Source organism: Saccharothrix sp. ST-888 (assembly GCF_000955975.1).
Lineage (GTDB): Bacteria > Actinomycetota > Actinomycetes > Streptomycetales > Streptomycetaceae > Kitasatospora.
In genome coordinates this window covers 1-17,716 of record NZ_JYJF01000130.1, presented here as the reverse complement: position 1 = coordinate 17,716, position 17,716 = coordinate 1, and the positions used below count along the sequence as shown (strand labels likewise).

The 17,716-nt window shown below is 73.7% G+C and carries 11 protein-coding genes and 1 pseudogene; 8 read left to right on the top strand and 4 right to left on the bottom strand.

Annotated features, from left to right (window positions below):
* Positions 1–209 (top strand): annotated as a pseudogene (locus tag UK12_RS28800) (hypothetical protein); the annotation flags it as partial.
* Between the two features lie 342 nt (positions 210–551).
* Complete coding sequence (locus UK12_RS28795) at positions 552–2,240, top strand: alpha/beta hydrolase (protein WP_045306118.1); 1,689 nt, start codon at positions 552–554, stop codon at positions 2,238–2,240.
* Positions 2,241–2,311: 71 nt separating this feature from the next.
* On the opposite strand, the gene UK12_RS28790 is transcribed toward UK12_RS28795, so the two are convergent.
* The 3 genes from UK12_RS28790 to UK12_RS28780 all read right to left on the bottom strand — a co-directional run bounded on the left by UK12_RS28790 (position 2,312) and on the right by UK12_RS28780 (position 9,171).
* Entirely contained in the window at positions 2,312–6,109 is a 3,798-nt protein-coding gene (locus UK12_RS28790) for an AfsR/SARP family transcriptional regulator (protein ID WP_045306117.1), read from the bottom strand.
* Positions 6,110–6,316: 207 nt separating this feature from the next.
* On the bottom strand, positions 6,317–7,900 hold the full coding sequence (locus tag UK12_RS28785) for a hypothetical protein (RefSeq protein ID WP_045306116.1): 1,584 nt from the start codon (positions 7,898–7,900) through the stop codon (positions 6,317–6,319).
* 395 nt (positions 7,901–8,295) lie between these two features.
* Positions 8,296–9,171 (bottom strand): sigma-70 family RNA polymerase sigma factor, encoded by an 876-nt coding sequence (locus tag UK12_RS28780; RefSeq protein WP_045306115.1) that lies wholly within the window; start codon positions 9,169–9,171, stop codon positions 8,296–8,298.
* 306 nt (positions 9,172–9,477) lie between these two features.
* Here UK12_RS28780 and UK12_RS28775 point away from each other — a divergent pair, with 306 nt between their 5' ends.
* The gene (locus UK12_RS28775) at positions 9,478–10,194 is read left to right on the top strand and encodes a Crp/Fnr family transcriptional regulator (protein WP_045306114.1); all 717 of its coding nucleotides are present in this window, start codon (positions 9,478–9,480) and stop codon (positions 10,192–10,194) included.
* A 115-nt stretch (positions 10,195–10,309) separates the two neighbouring features.
* On the opposite strand, the gene UK12_RS28770 is transcribed toward UK12_RS28775, so the two are convergent.
* The gene (locus UK12_RS28770) at positions 10,310–10,831 is read right to left on the bottom strand and encodes a hypothetical protein (RefSeq protein WP_045306113.1); all 522 of its coding nucleotides are present in this window, start codon (positions 10,829–10,831) and stop codon (positions 10,310–10,312) included.
* Positions 10,832–11,046: 215 nt separating this feature from the next.
* Here UK12_RS28770 and UK12_RS28765 point away from each other — a divergent pair, with 215 nt between their 5' ends.
* From UK12_RS28765 to UK12_RS36995, 5 genes are all read left to right on the top strand, one after another.
* Positions 11,047–11,907, top strand: coding sequence for a hypothetical protein (locus UK12_RS28765; protein ID WP_052682229.1), 861 nt, complete (start codon positions 11,047–11,049; stop codon positions 11,905–11,907).
* On the top strand, positions 11,907–14,060 hold the full coding sequence (locus UK12_RS28760) for a hypothetical protein (protein WP_045306112.1): 2,154 nt from the start codon (positions 11,907–11,909) through the stop codon (positions 14,058–14,060). Before UK12_RS28765 ends, UK12_RS28760 begins: the two co-directional genes overlap by 1 nt.
* A gap of 2 nt (positions 14,061–14,062) precedes the next feature.
* Positions 14,063–15,388, top strand: a complete 1,326-nt coding sequence (locus tag UK12_RS28755) for a hypothetical protein (RefSeq protein WP_045306111.1) — start codon at positions 14,063–14,065, stop codon at positions 15,386–15,388.
* Complete coding sequence (locus UK12_RS28750) at positions 15,378–16,919, top strand: DUF4407 domain-containing protein (RefSeq protein ID WP_052682228.1); 1,542 nt, start codon at positions 15,378–15,380, stop codon at positions 16,917–16,919. Before UK12_RS28755 ends, UK12_RS28750 begins: the two co-directional genes overlap by 11 nt.
* 336 nt (positions 16,920–17,255) lie before the next feature.
* Positions 17,256–17,716, top strand: a 461-nt coding sequence (locus UK12_RS36995; RefSeq protein ID WP_442973886.1) for a hypothetical protein, incomplete at its 3' end; no start/stop codon positions are given.

Genomic DNA, 17,716 nt, shown 5'->3' with positions numbered 1-17,716 from the left:
TCGCCCACCGCAGCCTGCTGGCGACCATGGTCACCCTGCAGGCCCTGAACGGGTCCGCCGCCCTGACCACGCTGCTGCTGGCGGCCGTCGTCGCCGAACGGAAGAACACCTACCGGAAGATCGAACAGGCCTGCATGGGCCTCGCCGAGGTGGTCGCCCGGCTCGCCCCGGGCGACGCCGGCCACCGCTGGCCACCGCCGCACGAGTGACCGCACCGGGCAGTGCAGCCCTGCGCGAGGGGACACCGGGCAATCGGCCGGAGCCCGGCTCGGGCCTGTGGGGCCGCCTGGTCGACCGGTTCGCCGAGCGCCACGCGGTGATCCTCCCGACAGCGCGCTGCCAGCGCCCTGACAGCGCAGCAGAGCAGGGTGAGCCACGCCGGGACGGAAGGTCGCAGCCGACGATGCCGCGACCGTCCCGGCCGGACACCGAAAGGGCTCCCGATGACTCCCCCCTCCCATGCCTCGGACCCGGCCGCACGCCTCCGCCGGACCCGTCCCGCAGCCACGGCTTCCGCCGCTGTCGCCGCTGCTACCGCCGCTGTCTCCGCTGTGCCGGCCGACTCCGCCGGACGGGCGGCGCGGGCCGGGCGGCCCGCCTCGGCCGTACGACGGCTGCGCGCCGCCGCAGCCGTCACCGGCCTGGTCGTGGCGGCGCTCCCGGCCTCCGCCGGAGCCGCGCCGCCCCCGACGACCCCGACAACCCTGACGGCGACGGCTGCGGAGGCCGGGGTGACCGAGGCGGCGGTGCCCCGGCTCGACTGGCAGGCGTGTGCCGACGGTTTCCAGTGCGCCACCGCCCACGTGCCCCTGGACTACCGCGCCCCGCACGGCGCCACGATCGACCTCGCGGTGATCAGGCACCCGGCGACCGACCCCGCGCACCGGATCGGATCGCTGTTCTACAACCCCGGTGGCCCGGGTGTTCCGGGCACCCAGGCGCTGCCGGCGATGACCGCCCACTTCCCCGAGCAGCTGCGGGCGCGGTTCGACATCGTCAGCTTCGACCCGAGGGGCATCGGCGCGAGCACCTCGACGCGCTGCTTCGCGGACGACGCGACCGAACGGCGCTTCCTCGCCGACGTGCCCGCAGGCTTCCCGGTGGGACATCGACAGGAACAGGTGTGGACCGACGCCTACGCGCGCTTCGGCCAGGAGTGCCTGCGGAACAACGCCGCACTGCTGCCGCACCTGTCCACGGCGAACGTCGCCCGGGACATGGACCTGCTCCGCCGGGCCGTCGGGGAGCAGCGGCTCAACTACTTCGGCACCTCCTACGGCACCTACCTGGGCGCCACCTACGCCAACCTGTTCCCCGGCAAGGTGCGCTCGATGGTCCTGGACAGCGCCGTCGACCCGGTCGCCTGGTCCACCGGCCGCGACGGGCAGGCCGACCGGCTGGGCGCCTTTCTGCGGACCGGCACCGACGTGGCGGCGGGCCGCACCCTGAACGCCTTCCTCGACCAGTGCGGCCAGGCCGGGCCCTCGGCCTGCGCCTTCTCGTCCGGCGACGCCGCCGGAACCCGCGCCAAGTTCACCACCCTGCTGCAGCGGCTGCGGCAGCAGCCGGTCACCTTCGGCAGCCCGCCGGCGGCCATGACCTTCACGTACGCGTCCACGCTGGAGAGCACGCTGTTCCAGCTCTACGCGGCGGCGCCGGTACCGGGTCTGGCGGCCGGCTGGCCGGGTCTCGGACAGCAGCTCCAGCAGCTGTGGACCGGCTCCGGCACGCCCGCACCCGCACCCGCACCCGCGGCCAAGGCTGCCGATGCCGGGGCCGGGGCCGGAAGCTACCAGGGACAGGAGCAGGCCATGGCCGTGATGTGCGAGGACAGCGCCAACCCGAGCTCCTGGTCCGGCTACCCGGCGCAGGCCGCCCTCGCCCGGGCCAGGTCGGGGGAGCTCGGCCCGTACTTCGCCTGGGCCTCGGAGCGCTGCGCCGCCTGGCCGACCGGCGACCCGGACCACTACGCCGGGCCGTGGAACCGCCCGACCGCCCAGCCGGTCCTGGTCGTCGCCAACACCGGGGACCCGGCCATGCCGTACCAGGGCTCGCAGGCCATGGCCCGGTCCCTGGGCCGTGCCCGTCTGCTGACCGTCGACGGGTACGGCCACACCGCCCTCGCCAATCCGAGCAGCTGCGCCGCCGACCATGAGGTGCGCTACCTGGTCGATGGTGTGCTGCCCCCGCCCGCAACGGTCTGCCGGCCCGACCACCGGCCCTTCGACACCCTCCGCTGACACGCCGGGCACCGGCCCGGGCGCAGGCCGGGCGCGGGCGCCCCGGCCGGCTCACCGGAGTTCACGGGGGCTCAGCCGGAGGCGAGGAACAGGGACTCGGGCTGCGGCAGGGCCAGGCCCCGGTCCCAGGCAGCGGCGAAACCGTCCTCGCCCAAGGCGCCGACGCAGCCGTCCAGCAGCTCACGCAGCTCCGGATCACCGGCGTCGTGGGTGCCGCGCAGCGCGTACGCGGCACCCAGCGCCGCCACACTCCGCTCGGCCTCGCCGAGCGCGAGGCAGTACTCGGCGTACCCCTCCAGCGCCGTGGCCCGGGCCGGGTGGTCTCCGCAGTCGGCGGCCAGTTCCAGCGCACGCCGGTGCAGCGGGACGGCCTGCTCCGGGCCACCCCGGCGCAGCTGGATTCGGCCGAGACTGGTGTGCAGCAGCACCGAAAGCCGGAGCTGCTCCGGGCCACCGGCAGCACCGGCGCCACCGGGGTCGGCAGCGCCACCAGCGGCGGCAGGGCCACCGGCGTCGGCAGCGTCGGCAGTCGGGTGCCGGAGCGAACCCACCGCATCCCGCTGACACCGCACCGCAGTCTCCAAGTCCCCTGCACGCCGGGCGAGTTCACCGCTCGCATACTGCGAAGCCAGCCGCATCTGCAGGTCACCGTTGCGTACGGCGATGTCGTGGGCCCGCTCCAGCTCCGCCCTCGCCCCGCTCAGGTCACCGTTGCGCGCCCGCAGTTGGCCGGACAGCACCAGCAGCATGGGGGACTCCCCCGCGCCGCCGACCTCCGCGTCGTACCGCCGGGCCTCCTCCAGTGCCGCCGTCGCCTCGGCCACGTCCCCGGTGACGGACAGCAGCGCCGCCAGCGTGATCAGCGCCAGCGCCAGGCCCCACCGGTCACCGAGGCGCCGGAACCGGAGCAGCGAGGTCCGCAGACAGTGCTCGGCGCGCTGCGTCCGGCCGCCGCTGAGCTCGATCCGGCCGAGGATCAGCTGCGCGACGGCCCCGGTCCACGTGTCCGGGTGCGCGGAGAACTCGTCCGCGACCCGGGCGGCACTGCCCGGCGGGCCGCCCATGGCGAGGAGGAGCGCCGCACCGAGCGCGACCGGGTGGTCGGACCGCTGTAGCGTCACCAGCGCGCCACCGAGTGCCTGCGCCGCCTCGTCACCACCACCGTCACCACCACTGGCGCTGCCTGCACGCAGCGGCAGCGTGAGCTGCGCGACGATCACGCAGACACCGTGGGCCTGTTCGAGACCCGGCGGCGGCAGGTAGCCGAAGGTCCGCAGGACCTCGGCCGTCCGCTCCCCGGCCTGGTGTCCCTGACCGCGCATCAGCCAAGGCCACACCCGCGCGGCGGCCAGCCTCAGTGCCCGTTCTCCCGAGCCCGGTCGGGCGTCCGGACCAGCGTGCGGGTAAGCGTCCGGGCAGGCGCCCGCCTGGATCTCGCGGCTCAGCGCGGCATCCAGATTGCCCTGCTCGGCGTCGAGCCGGGTGAGCCAGGCCAGTTGGTCCGCGGTGCGCAGCAGCGGCTCCGCGGTCTCGGCGAGGTCGAGGAAGCAGCTGGTGTGCGCCGCCCCGACCGTCTCGGCTTCCCCGGCCTCGGCGAGCCGCCCGGCCGCGTACTCGCGGACCGTCTCCAGCAGCCGGTACCGGACCTCGGTCACCGGGTCCGCCGTCCCCTGCTCCCCGGCCCGGACGATCACCACCAGCGACTTGTCCACCAGAGCGGCCAGCAGGTCCTGCACGGCGGCCCGGTCGAGCCGGATGCCGTCCGGCGTCCCGCCGCCCTGCGCGTGGCCGCCCTGTGCGTGACTGCTCTGCGCATGACCGTCCTGTGCGTGACTGCTCTGCGCGTGACTGTCCGGCCCGTGACCGCCGGGCCAGTTCTCGGCGCACACCCGGTGCGCGTCGGCGAGGGTCGCCCCGCCCGAGAACACGGACAGCCGCCGCAGCAGGGTCCGCTCGTCCTCGTCCAGCAGCGCCCAGCTCCAGTCGATGACGGCGCGGAGCGTACGGTGCCGGGGAAGCGCGGTGCGGCTCCCCCGGGCCAGCAGCCGGAAGCGGTCGTCGAGCCGCTCCGCCAGCTGGGCGGGCGTCAGCGAACGCAGCCTGGCCGCCGCCAACTCGATCGCGAGCGGGATGCCGTCCAGCTCCCGGCAGAGCCGCACCACGTGCGGGGCGCTCTCGCGGTCGACCGCGAACCCGGGGCTGACCGCCGCCGCACGGTCGGCGAACAGGACCACGGCGGGGTGCGTCCGGGCCTCCTCGGGACCGGTTCCGGGCTCCGGTACGGCAAGCGGCCGCACCGGGCGGAGCGCCTCGCCGGTCACGCCGAGCGGTTCGCGGCTGGTGGCCAGCACCCGGAGCTCCGGCGCGACGGCCAGCAGACGGTCGGCGAAGTGGGCGGCCTCGTCGATGACGTGCTCACAGTTGTCCAGCAGCAACAGCACCGGGCGCCCGGCCACGGCCTGGACGATCCGGTCGACCGGGTCGCCGGACGAGTCGGCGGCGGTGGTCCCGGTCGGCAGTCCGCCCGCCAGTACCCCGGCCGCCGGACGGCAGACCGCGGCCAGGACTGCCGCGGCGACCCCGCCGGGTCCGGTGACGGCTGCCAGTTCGACCAGCCGCACCTCGCTCCCGGGGACGCCCCGACCTGCGGCTGCCTCCACGGCCAGTCTGGTCTTGCCCACACCGCCCGGACCGGTCAGGGTCACCAGCCGGTGCCTGCCGAGCAGCTCCCGGACCTCGGCCGACTCCTCGTCCCGGCCGACGAAACTGGTCAGCCTGGCCGGCAGCCCGGCCCGACCGTCGTCCGGGCCGGCTCCCCCACGAGTACCGGCGGCCCGGACACCGTCCGCCGATGCGCCGTCCGCCCGTACGCCGGCTGCCCGCGCGTCGCCGGGCCCCGCATCGTCCGTCGGTCCACCGGCCGCCCTCACCCCGGCTCCCCGGCCGCCATCGGCCGTCCGGGTGCCCGCCGGCGCGCCGCCGCGCAGCACCCACAGGTGGACGTCCCGCAGCTCAGGGCCCGGATCCGTACCGAGCTCCTCCGCCAGCGACCGCCGGGTGCGGTCGTAGACCGCCAGCGCGGCGGCATGGTGGCCGTCGGCGCTCAGTGCCCGCATCAGCAGAGCGGACAGCCGCTCCCGCAGCGGGTGCGAGGCGCACAGTCCGGTCAGCTCGGCGATCAACCGGGGTACCGCCCCGGCCCCGCCGCCGCCATCCCCACCACTGCCATCCCCGGCGCCATCGGCGCCGCCGCCGTCCGCACCGCCGTCCCCCGCCGGAGCTCCACCGTCGGCCCTGCCCCCGGCCGCGGCCCCGGTCACTCCGTCGGACCCGGCCCCGGCCAGGGCGAGTTCGGCGTCCGCCCGGTCCTCGACCGCCGACAGCCGCACCTCGTGCAGTCGGGCCACCGGTGCCACGGCGAATCCCACCGAACCGGCGTCCACCAGCGGATCCCCGCGCCAGAGCGTCAGGGCCCCGCCCAGCAGCTGTGCGGCCCGCGCGTACTCGCCCGCCGCCAGCGCGGCCCGCCCCCGGGCCGCCGCCCGCTCGAACGCCCAGGCGTCGACGCTGTCCGGCGGCAGGTCGAGCCGGTAGCCCGAGGGATGCGACCCGATCGCGGCCCGGCCGGTCCCGGCGTCGGCGTCCAGGGCACGCCGAAGCCGGGAGACCAGCGACTGCAGCGCACCGGCCGGATCGGCCGGCGGCCGGTCCTCCCAGAGGTCCTGCACCAGGCGCTCGTTGGCGACCAGCCGCCCGGGATCGAGCGCGAGCCTGATCAGCAGCGTGCGCAACCGCGCGCCGCCGACCTCGATCGCCCGCCCGTCCGTACCACCCAGCACCTGGAGCGGCCCCAGAACCTCGATGCGCACCGCCCGCCTCCTTCCCCCGCCCGGAACGGTGAGCATTCTGTCCCGGACGACGGAAGCCGCCTCCACCCCCACCGCTGCGCGCCACCGCCCGGTGTCACCCGGCGGCCGGGCGGGCACCAACCCGCCACGGCCCCGGGCACCACCCCCGAAGCACCCCGGGCACTACCCCGACGCACCCCGGGCACCACCCCGAAGCAACTCCGGGCACTACCCGGCCGAGGAGGCCGACCCCGGCGCCCCCGAACTGACCGACTTGAGCAGCCACTCCCGGTGGAAGACGGGCAGCGGGATCCGGCCCTCCACCACCGGCGTACCGAAGATCTTCAGGTGGGCCAGCAGCGCCCCCGTCAGATCGACGCCGCCGTACAGCGCGAGGCTGCCGTTCAGCTGCGGCTTCCCGCCGCTCTTCGAGGTGTCCACCACGACGGAACCCTCGCCCTGGGCCCGCAGGTACGGCTCCAGCGTGACGTCCACGCCCACCGCGTTGTACAGGCCGACGTTCACCTCGGCACCGAGACCCGCGCGGACGGAGGCCTTGCCGGAGAGCTGCGCCCGGATCGGCGAGACCTTGGTGTCACCGGTGTCGGTGACCGGGCTCCAGCCGTGGCCGCCGGTGTACTGGGCCTGCACCGTCCAGGCGCCGTCGAACTGCTGCTCGGCGTCCACGCTCACCTTGCCGTCGGCGCTGACCTCCAGGAAGCAGGTGAGGCCGAGGTTGACCACCACCGGCAGGCCCCCGACGGTGAGCACGGGGTTGGCGTGCAGCTCGGCGAAGGGGACCCGGATCGGCGCGCCGGTGGACTTCGCCAGCTCGCCGCTGATCCGCCACTGCGCGTGCGCACCGAGGTCGAACCCGACGGACGCCGTACGCGGGCTGCCCTGAGCGGCACCGTGGTACGCGAAGTGCACGGCGGGGTGCAGCTGCAGCGAGCCGGAGGCCTCGGCGCTCCCGCCCGGCAGCGCGACCGGCGCCTTGAGGTCGAGCTGGAGCGTGCCGGAGGCATCGGCCTTCGTCGTGCCGGCGTCCTGACCGAACGACAGCTTCAGGTCCTTCACCAGCGGCTTGACCGTGATCGCGTGCGGATCGACGGCCACCTTGCCGTCCGCCTCGGAGGAACCGAGCAGCTCGGCCAGGGTCGCCGGGCGGGTGGCGGCCGTGACCGAACCGTCCTTGCCCGGCTGCACCGCCGTGACGGCGAGCAGCGCTCCCTGCGGAGCCGCAGCCGTCGGCGGGCTGGCGATCAGCTGACCGGCCCGTACGGTGTCCGCCGCGGCGGACGGACCCGACGACGCCGCGGCGGAGGACGCGGCCGACGCCGTGGCCGACGCCGTGGCCGACGCTGCGACGGAGGGCTTCGCGGACGGCTTCGCGGCGGAGGCACCCGGCGTCCTGGCGGCCGACGAGGCACTCGGAGCTGCGCCGGACCCACCGGACCCACCGGCGGCACCGGCGGCGCCGCCGCCCGTCGTACCGGTCGTGAGTACGGCGGTGCCGGTGGCCGGGTCGTACGAGGCGAGCCGCACATTGCGCGCGGCCGGGGCGGCCGTGGGCCGGCCGGCCGTGCCCGGGGTGCTGACGGCGGACTGCTCCGCCCCCGGCTGGGCGGCGGCCACCACGAGGGCCTCCGTACCGGGTCGGGCAGCCGCGGTGGCCGAGGCGTCGGCGGGACTCGGCGTCCCGGCCGGCCCGGCGGCCTGCGGCCCGGCCCCCGGTGCGGCGCAGGCGGAACCGCCGAGGACGAGCGCCGCCGCGAGGGCGGGCAGGACGACTATGCGGGCTGTGCTGTTCAACAAGTCCCCTTTGGCGCGGCGGACGAGGACACGACCGCGCGAGATCGGTGGCTGCGGGCGGCGTGGGACAGCCGCAGAGGTGATGTTACTGACGGGTCATCATCTTGTCGAAGACATGCAAACCCCGGCCGCCGTCCCCACCGCCAACTCCGCTGCCGGGCAACCGTTTCCCCGCATTCCGGGGGCCGGCCCCGGAGAAGCCCGTTCCAGGCTCGCGCCTACTCTCCGGCAGGAGCCGCCCACCGGAAGGACGGCATCCGCGCACCACCACGACGGTCGCCCGCCACGGACCGCCTGGGTGAGGACCGTCCGGACCGGGGCTTCCCGGACGGCGAGGACGGGTCCTTCCGCCGCCCCCGCCCCGGGGTCTCATCCCTGGGCCGGCAGCCGGCCGGTCAGTCGTCGAGGACCGTCAGGTCCAGCCGGGCGAGGCGCTCGGGGTCGGTGAGGATGTCGAGTGCGACGACCTTGCCGCGCGCGATGGTGAACGCCGCGACCGAGACCGGCCGGCCCTCCGAGACCGCTACGACTCCGGCGGCTCCGTTGACCAGCGCGGGCCGGGCGGCCTGCGCCAGGTGTGCGAAGGTGATCGCCCCGCCGGCCACGGCCTGCGCACCGCGCACCACGGCACCCGGCCGCAGCGCACCGGCGTCGGCGCGCAGCACGACGTCCGGGTCGAGGACCGCGACGAGCGCCTCGAAGTCCCCGCCCCGTGCGGCGGCGAGGAAGGCGTCGACGACCTCACGCTGGCGGGCCAGGTCGGCGTCGGGGGCCGGGGTGCCCTGGACCCGGCGGCGGGCCCGGCTGGCGAGCTGGCGGGTCGCGGCCGGGGTGCGCCCGACGATGGGGGCGATCTCGTCGAAGGGCACGGCGAACATGTCGTGCAGGACGAAGGCGAGCCGCTCGGCCGGGGCCAGGGTGTCGAGGACCACCAGCAGCGCGAGCCCGACCGAGTCGGCCAGCAGCGCCTGCTGTTCGGGGCCCATGCCGGCCGCAGGGCCGACCACCGGGTCGGGCACGTGCACGCCCAGCGGGTCTTCGCGCCGCGAGGTGCGCGAGCGCAGCATGTTCAGGCAGACCCGGCCGACGACGGTGGTCAGCCATCCGCCCATGTTCTCGACGCCGCTGCTGTCGGAGCGGTCGAGCCGGAGCCAGGTCTCCTGGACGGCGTCGTCCGCCTCGCTCAGGGAACCGAGCATCCGGTAGGCCACCGCGCGCAGATGAGAGCGGTGGGCCTCGAACTGCTCCGCCAGAAATTCGTTCCGGTCCATCGGTCCCACTCCTCCGTCGCCTCGTGTCATAGCAGTGACCCGCGAAACCCGGCCGATGTGACAGGCACCGGCACCCGAGGCCCCCTGGACTCGCCCCGGCCCCACACGGTACGGCGGGACCGGTACAGCGGATTCGATACGGCGGGACCGGAGTGACGGACAGGACCAGTGTGGCGGGCGGGACCACGGCGTCCACTCGTACGGGTGGGGCGGACCTGGCGGGGAGTGGTCTTGCTCGCAGAGGGCTTCTCCTGCTGCCGATTGGCCGGTTCAATGCGGTCATGAGGCGATTCGAGGGCGGTTGCCGTGCGATCTGACGTTACGAGAGGCCCGGGTTGGGCCAAGGGGACGTTCCTGGCGAGGCTGGCGAAGGACCGGGCCGAGCAGCTGCTGGGACTGGGCCGGCCCACCCGGTACGAGGCCGGGGGCGTACTGCTCAGCCAGGGCGACCGGACGACCCATGTCTGCCTGCTCCAGCCGGCTGATCCGGGCGGGGTCGTCTGCGCCAAGGTGACGGCAGCCCTGGCGAACGGGACGGAGAGCCTGCTCGGCATCCGGGTGAGCGGTGACCTGGTGGGCGAGCAGGCCGCCCTGCGGATGGTGCCCAGGGCGGCCACCGTGACGGCCTGCAGCAGCGTCCTGGTGAACGTGGTCACCCGGGAGCGCTTCCTGGGCTTCCTCCACGAGTACCCGGATGCCTGGGAGGCCGTCAGCAGCGTGATGGCGGACCGGCTGGACTCGGCCAACCGCCGCAGGCTGGACTTCGCCGCCTTCGGCGTGCCCGGCCGACTCGCCCGGGTACTGGCCGAGTTGGTCGACCGGCACGGGCACGAGGTGGTGGACGGCCATGAGATCGGGGTGCATCTGTCGCAGCTGGAGCTGGGCAGGCTGATCGGCGCGCGCGAGGACGCGGTCGGTCTCGCCATGCGCAGACTCAAGGGTGAGGGCCTGGTCCGCCCGCACTACCGGGGGGTCACCGTGCTCGACCTGGCGGCCCTGCGCCGGTTCGCCGACCGGGACTGACCTCCCCGCCACCGGGACCAGGCAGCGAGAACCGGACAGCGAGAACCAGGCACCGGGGATCAAGCACCGGGGATCAGGCAGCGAGGGCCAGGCACCGGGGATCAGGCACCGGGGATCAGCAGAGGGCTGTCAGGGCTGCCGCCATACCCAGGGCCAGCATCGAGGCCGTCCAGGGGGTGGCACGGACCACGTGCCGGTTCTTCACCAGCGCGATCTGTGAGAGCAGCCGTGCGGTCGACCAGGCCTCGATCCGCTGCGCGGCCGGGTCCCAGCGTGCCGTGTCGGGCCCGATTGCCCCGAGGCCGTCGTCGTCGGCCAGGCCGGTGATGGCGAACCGGCTGGGCGGTACCGGCGGATCGAGGCGAGGGCGCAGCGCCTGGGTCACGTGGTAGCCGGAGACCAGGAACGCGGTGGCGAATCCGGCCAGCAGGATCCAGGTGAGTACGGGATGCCGCAGATCGCCGCGTCCGCCCAGGGTGCTGACCACTGCCACGGCACCGCCGGTATGCACCACCAGCAGGGTGTTCACCTTGCTGTCGGCCTGCTGGACGTATCCCTGAAAGATCGTCAGCGCGTTCAGGGCCACCTCGAGTCCGGACGAGTCCGGCCGCCGGGCGGTCGTTCGGTGATCGTTCAATGTGCCCTCCGGGTGGCGAAGTCGTTGACTCCATAGGACCTCGGTAACGAATCGGCGACCCCGGATGAATCAGGGATCAGGTGCTGTGAGCATGGTCACTCGCCCCCGGTGGCATCGGCCCGGGGGAAGCCGTATCGATCAGGCATCCCGCCCGCACGGACGCAGGAAACTGACGATTCACCACATGCACGACAACAGAGGAAGGCTGAGCGGACTTGAGCCCGACCCACGAGGTGACCCGCAGGCTGCTGCTCTCCGCGGATGTGAAGGGATACGGCAGCGGCGACGAGCGCTCCCACCTCACGATCCAGCGCGATCTCATCCGGGTGTTCGACGACGCGGCCGATGCCACCGGGCTGGACCGCTCGGTCTGGAACAGGCAGCCGGGCGGTGACGGCGAACTCGCCGTCATGCCCGCCGAGATCTCTGAGGCCAGGGTCGTGGACGACTACGTGGCCGAACTCCAGGCCGCCCTGGAGCGGCACAACGACGGCCGCTACGCGGAGCGTTGGCTGCGGATGCGGCTCGCCGTCCACTTCGGCACCGCCATCCCGGCCGACAACGGCTTCGCCGGGCACGGGATCGTGCTGGTCAGCCGGCTGGTCGACAGCGAACCTCCGCGTCGGGCACTGGAATTGGCACCGCAGGCGTGCCTGGCGGTGATCCTCTCCGACCAGGTCTACACCGACACCGTGCTCCAGCGGCACACCAAGCTCTCGCCGAAGGAGTTCCGGGAGGTGCGGGTCAAGAAGAAGGAACGGGACGTCATCGCCTGGCTCCGGGTACCCGGCGTGGACGTGCACGCACTCGCCCTCGACCCCGCCCAGAAGCCCGGCCCGGGCCCGGACTCCGGCTCCGGCCTCGACGGCCTCGACTCCCGCCCCGACTCCGACCACGGCCCCGCCGGCACGGCCCCGACCACCCCGTCGAGCACCCCGGCAGCCCCGGCCACCCCATCGGCCACCCCCGCCGGACAGGGCCAGTCCATGCACGTCGTGGTGCACGGCGAGGTGCGCGCCCCCGGTTCGGTCTTCGGCATCAACTACGGCACGGTCAACACCAGCGGGACCTTCTGATGGCGACCGACGGTTCACCGGCCGAGGAGGACCCCGGGCCCGAGCGGGCGGACGCGGAGGACGAGCCCGAGCCGTCCGAGCCTTCGGACTCGCCGGCCGACGACGGCCTGCCGCCCGAGGGCGCCGCGGCGGACCGCCTCGGCAGCGTCCAGCACCAGTTCGTGATGCAGGTCTTCAACGGGACGGTGGACGCCCGGGGCGGGGTCTTCGGACACGGTGCGCCGGGCGGCCGCCAGGACGGCGACGGCAGGCCGCGCCGCCGGGCGGCCGAGACCGGCAAGCTGACCGACGAGGAGCTGCACGAGGCGATCCACGGCTACGCCCGGCCGGCCTGCTACGAAAGCGCGCTGGCGCAGCTGGAGAAGCACCATGTGGTGGAGCTCTGGGGCCCGGCCGGGCTGGGTCGCAGGACCGGCGGCATCGCGCTGCTCGCCGAGGTCGTCGAGGGCCCGGTACTGCTGCTGCAACCGACCGTCACCCTCAAGGAGTTGGCGAGCCGCGAGTACGGGCGGGGAAGCGGGTACGTGGTGCCGGGCCGCGTCGCGGACGCGACCTCGGCCGAGGACGCCGACCACCTGTGGCGCAGGCTGCGCAGCACGCTCAGGGCCGCCGGGGCGTATCTGGTGGTCACCACGGCGGTGCAGGCGGCCGGACCGCCCTGGCGGGTGGTCTGGGAGCGTCCCGAGCCGCGTCGGCTGCTGCTCGGCGCGCTGGGCGGCGCGGAGGTGTCCGAGGAGGCGGTCGAGGAGGTCCTGGCGGGCGTGCCGGAGGACTTCCGGCCGCACGACCTGGCCGAGGTGGCCCGCCGGCTGGCGGCCGGGGCCTCGCCGCAGGACGCGCTGGAGCAGTTCGAGCTGTCCGCGTCGGCCGCCGTCGCCGAGTGGTTCCGGAGCGGGCCCGAACCGCGCCGGGTGCTGGAGGTGACGGCCCTGGCGTTCACGGCCGGCGCCGGAGTCCGGGCCTATGAGGACGGGCTGGCGAAACTGGAGGCCAGGATGGCGAGTTGTGTGCCGAGCCTGGCGCTGCCGGCCGAGGCCGATCCGGAGGAGGCCGTCCTGCCGCGACTGCCGGCCAACCGGGAGGCGCTGGTCAGCGCCGACGGGCTGATCTGCACCAGGCGGGTCCCGGACGGCGTCCGGACCCGGACCGTGGTGGCCTTCCGTGACCCGGTGCACCGTGAGCGGGTGCTCGCCGAGCTCTGCGACCGGTTCGACAGTGCCTTCTGGAACGGGGTCGGCGGCTGGCTCGCCGCCACCGTGCGGGCCGGGCTGAACGAGGATCCCCAGCTCCAGCTGGCGGTGGCCTCCGGCCTGGCACTGCTCGCCCGGCTCGATGTGCAGGAGGTCGAGCGGACCTATCTGCAGCCGTGGTCCGCCGGGCGGCTGGGGTGGGCCGGCCAGCAGACCGCCGTGTTCACCGTCTGGCTGATGTGCCTGGCCGACGACGGGCTCGCGCCGGTGGCGCTGAGCGTTGCCGAGGGGTGGGCGAACGACCCGGGCCGGGCGCGGCGCTGGGCGGCGGCGGTGGCCTTCACCGGTGAACTCGGGCTCCGCTACCCGCATCAGGCGACGAAGCAGCTGTGGGCGATGCTGAGCGGTGACATCCGGCTGCGCGAGCCCGCGCAGCAGGCGCTGGCCAAGCTGTTCGGCATCCTCGCCTCGGCCGGCGACAAGGCTTCGGTGATCACCGGCTGGCTGGAACGGCAGCTGGTGTCGTCCGACGGCCGGCCGCCGGGGCAGCGTCCGTCGCCCGTGCTGCTGGAGACCCTGCTGGCGCTGGTGTCCACGCCGGACGAGCGGACCGGCGGTCCGGCCGTGATGTCCTATCTTCACGAGTCGCCGGACAAGACCCCGCAGATCGCCCGGCTCTGGGCGGCAGTGATCTGCTACCGGCCGCTGCGCAGAAGGGCGTTGACCGCGCTGCTGACCGGCCTGGAGGAGCTGGAGCTGATCAGCGAGGACGCGGCGGCCGAGGCCGGCAGGCTCGGCGAGGCGCTCGCCCGGGCCCTGCCGCTCCCCGAACGCAAGCCGTTCACAACGGACTTGGCCAAACTGGTGGCCAACTCGAACCGTCGGCCGGAGGCCGATGTGCTGACCGAAGTCCTACTCGCGGCGGTGGACAGGGCCCATCGCCGTACAGCCACGGAGAGTTGAGGATGATCAAGCCATATCCCATCGTGGAACAGCGTCCGCTGGCGGATCCGCCCAAGCGCGGCCCGTTCGGCCTGGGCGCCCGGCGCCGGTCGCCGGAGGAACTGCCCGTGGCGGCCGGGCACGAGGTGCTCGTCTACCGGGTGGACGGGCGTTATGTGCTGGACACCGGCAGGCGGCGGCCGGGTGACGAACAGCTGGTGGCCGCCGACCACGTGAGCGTGGTCGATCTGCGGCGGAACGCCCCGGTGACCGTCCAGCTCAAGATCCCCTCCGCCGAGGCGGCGGAGTTCACGGTCGAGGTGACCTTCCTCTGCTCGGTGGTCGACCCGGCCATCGTGGTCCGGGAGGGGCAGGGCGACGCCCGCCTGGCGCTGCTGGCGTATCTGCGCAAGCACAAGCGGTTCTTCGAACTCGGCCTGGACTACCGGATCTCCCAGATCACCACGGTCCGGCGGAACGTGAACGCCCAGATGATGGCCTACACGGCGGAGCGTCCGCCGCAGATCTCCGGCCTGGCCGTCTCGTTCGCCAGCGTGGAACTGCTGGAGCCGGACGAGCTGATCGGATTCCAGCGGCAGCGCCGGGACCAGGACCGCAGCAACGTCCTGGCCTTCGAGAAGCAGCAGCAGAACCACACCCTGGACGTTCAGCGTCAGCAGTACGACCAGGAGATCCAGGAGGGACAGCTCCGGTTCGACCAGGACCGGGACGTGGACAACCAGACCCACGAGCAGCTGCTGGACCAGGAGGCCCGGGAGTTCGCGCTGCGGCAGTCCGCCCTGACGGCCCGGCAGATCGGCGACAACCCGGAGATGGCCGCCTACTGGGCGCAGGCCAGCGGTGAGATGAGCGCCGCCGACCTGCTGGCCCAGTTGCAGCGCAAGGAGTCCCTCAAGCGCGAGGACCGGCGCGATCTGGCGGAGCGCCGCTGGGAGCGCCGGCAGGAGATCCTGGAGCAGAAGCGGCAGCGCAGGCGGGAACTGGAGGACCGGATCAGGGACGACCAGAAGGAACGCGAGCAGCTGGACCGGGAGTTGACCAAGGAGCTGAGCACCAGCCGCCGGGCCGACCAGCAGTGGGAGCGGGACGCGACGCTGGAGGTCGTCCGCGACCTGATCAAGCGCGGCCACGGTGACCAGACCTTCGTGGACTTCGAACGTCTGCTCGGCAAGTTGGGCGCTCCGCCCGAGCTCGAGGGGGCCGCGCCGCAGCGCGACCTCGACCAGGCCGCGGCGGATGAGCCGGAGGCGCTGGAGGCGGGCGCGGCCGAGCGCAAGCGCCGGGCATACGAGAAGTCGGACGTGCTGAGGGAAGAAGATGACGACTGAGCTACAGCTCGACTCGGAGTGGGACGGGTCGGCGACCTCCGTCCCGCTTCAGCCGGTTCCGCCCTTCCCGCCGGACGGGCTGGGCAGCCCGGGCGAGCCCTACGAGCCGGGCGAGCCGGGCGTGCCGGGCGAGCCAGGCGTGCCGGACCAGATGGGCGAGCTGGGCGATCCGGCTGCGGCGGACTGGCCGGACGACCCCGAAGTGGCGCTCCGGCCGAAGCTGTTGGTACGCCCGGCGGAGCCAGGCAGGCCGATCGGCCGACGGATCCGCCGGCTCACCGGGGTGGACGAGGACGTCCTGGACTGGGTCCCGGAGGAGCGGCGCCGCTACACCTGGATAGGGCTGATCATCCTCAACACCGGTGTCTTCGCCGGGGTTTCCATGCTGAGCGCGATGAACCGGTTCCTCGGTGCGCCCTGGTACCTGCTCGTCCTGCCCGCCGCGGTCTGGGCCTGGGTCATCATCTGCCTCGACGGCCTGCTGATCACCAGTACCCATGGGCACAGCGGCAGTGCGAAGTGGCGGATCCTGGTGCCGCGGCTGGCACTCTCCGTGCTGCTGGGACTGTTCATCGCGGAGCCGATCGTCCTGCGGGTGTTCCAGCCGGCCATCCACCAGGAGGTGCAGGACCACCGCCTGCAGGTCATCGGCGCCTACGGCGACCTGCTGCACCGGTGCAACCCGCCCACCGGGCAGCGGGTCGACAGCGCCGAGTGCCGGAACAATCCCGTCACCGTGCCGAACTCCCCACTCGGCGTCCAGCAGCGGCTGAAGGACGCCACCGCCGAACGCGACAAGCTCTCGACCGTCGTCGCGGATCTGAAGAGGCAGAAGGACGAGAAGGAGTCGCTCTCCCACGACGAGTGCACCGGCCGCTCGACCACCGGCACCACCGGGCGCGCAGGCGAAGGCCCGAACTGCCAACGGGACCGGGTGGAGGCGGACCGCACCACCGCCACCTACGACGAGCAGCAGTCCAAGCTGGACCAACTCGACGCCCAGGTCAATAACTTGATCGGCGAGTCCGGCACGGCCTCCCGGACGTACGCCGAGCAGGTGAACACGGCGATCGACACGGCGGTGGCCGCCAAGAAGGCCACCCAGGGGCGGATCGACATCCTGGAGGAAGGCAGCGCGCTCCAGCGCCTGGCCGATCGCAGCCTGACCATCAGGCTGAACGAGTGGCTGGTCCGGCTGCTCCTGATCGTCCTCGACTGCCTGCCCGTCCTGGTCAAGGTCATGAACGGCACCACCGCCTACGACCGGCGCCTCGCCCGGCAGTTGGCGGCCGAGGAGAACGTCCACGGCGCACGGAAGAACCTGGAGGAGCGCTACGGATCGCTCCAGGCCGAGCTGCGCCAGCACCAGATCGAATACGACTACCAGCGGCGCATCGCGGCCCTGCACCAGGCCGACCTCGACAAGCAGGCCCGCGAGGAGGAAGCGGTCGACGCCAGGATCGAGGCCCTCGCCGCCCGCTTCCGCCGCCAGGGCCGGGACGCCGAGGAGCCGTCCCCGCTCTCGGACTGACAGACCGGCCCAGCGCCGTCGGAGCCGTACGGGACGCAGATCCGTCCCGTACGGCTCCTGCTTGTCCGGCTTATCCGGCGGCGGGCAATCCGGCCGACCGACGAGCTCCGCCTCATCCGCGACCGCCGGCCGCTCACCTGTACCAGCAACAGCTCCGGCAATCGGCGCCTGTCTGATGCACCGTCACAGACAGCGTAAACTGCGGTCAACGTCACTGGCCGTCGACCCAGTTGTGGGCCTGGCCTCGCAGTGCGTTGCTTGATCCCAACAGAACATAGGTGACCCCGGCGGTGCTAGCAACACCCCGGGGCCCGGCACCAGGAGCAGGAACTCCCGATGCGCGTCCATCGTACCGAACACGCACGTCACTTCACCGTGCTGCCCAACGGCCTGCTGCAGGACCGTCGGCTCAGCTACACCGCCCGCGGCCTGCTGGCCGACCTCCTCTCCCGCCCCGACGGCCGGCGCGAGGACGGCCGGCAGATGGCCGACACCAGTCCCCAGGGGCGCGGCGCGATCCGCAGGGCTCTCCGCGAGCTGACCGGCGCCGGGTACTACCGGGTCGACACGATCCGGATGCCCGACGGCACCGTCCGCTCGGAGGCCCACGTCTTCGACACCCCACAGCTGCAGTTGGCGATACCGGGTGTCGCCCGTCCGGTCTCCGGTAGGGCGAAGACCGGCCCCGCTGGCGCCCTTCTTGTAAAGAACCCGGTGAAAGTACCCTCCCGCCCCGTCGAGCCGGCCGACCGGCTGTTGGCCACCGCCGACGAGCCCGCGGGGCGGGAGGAGGGCCA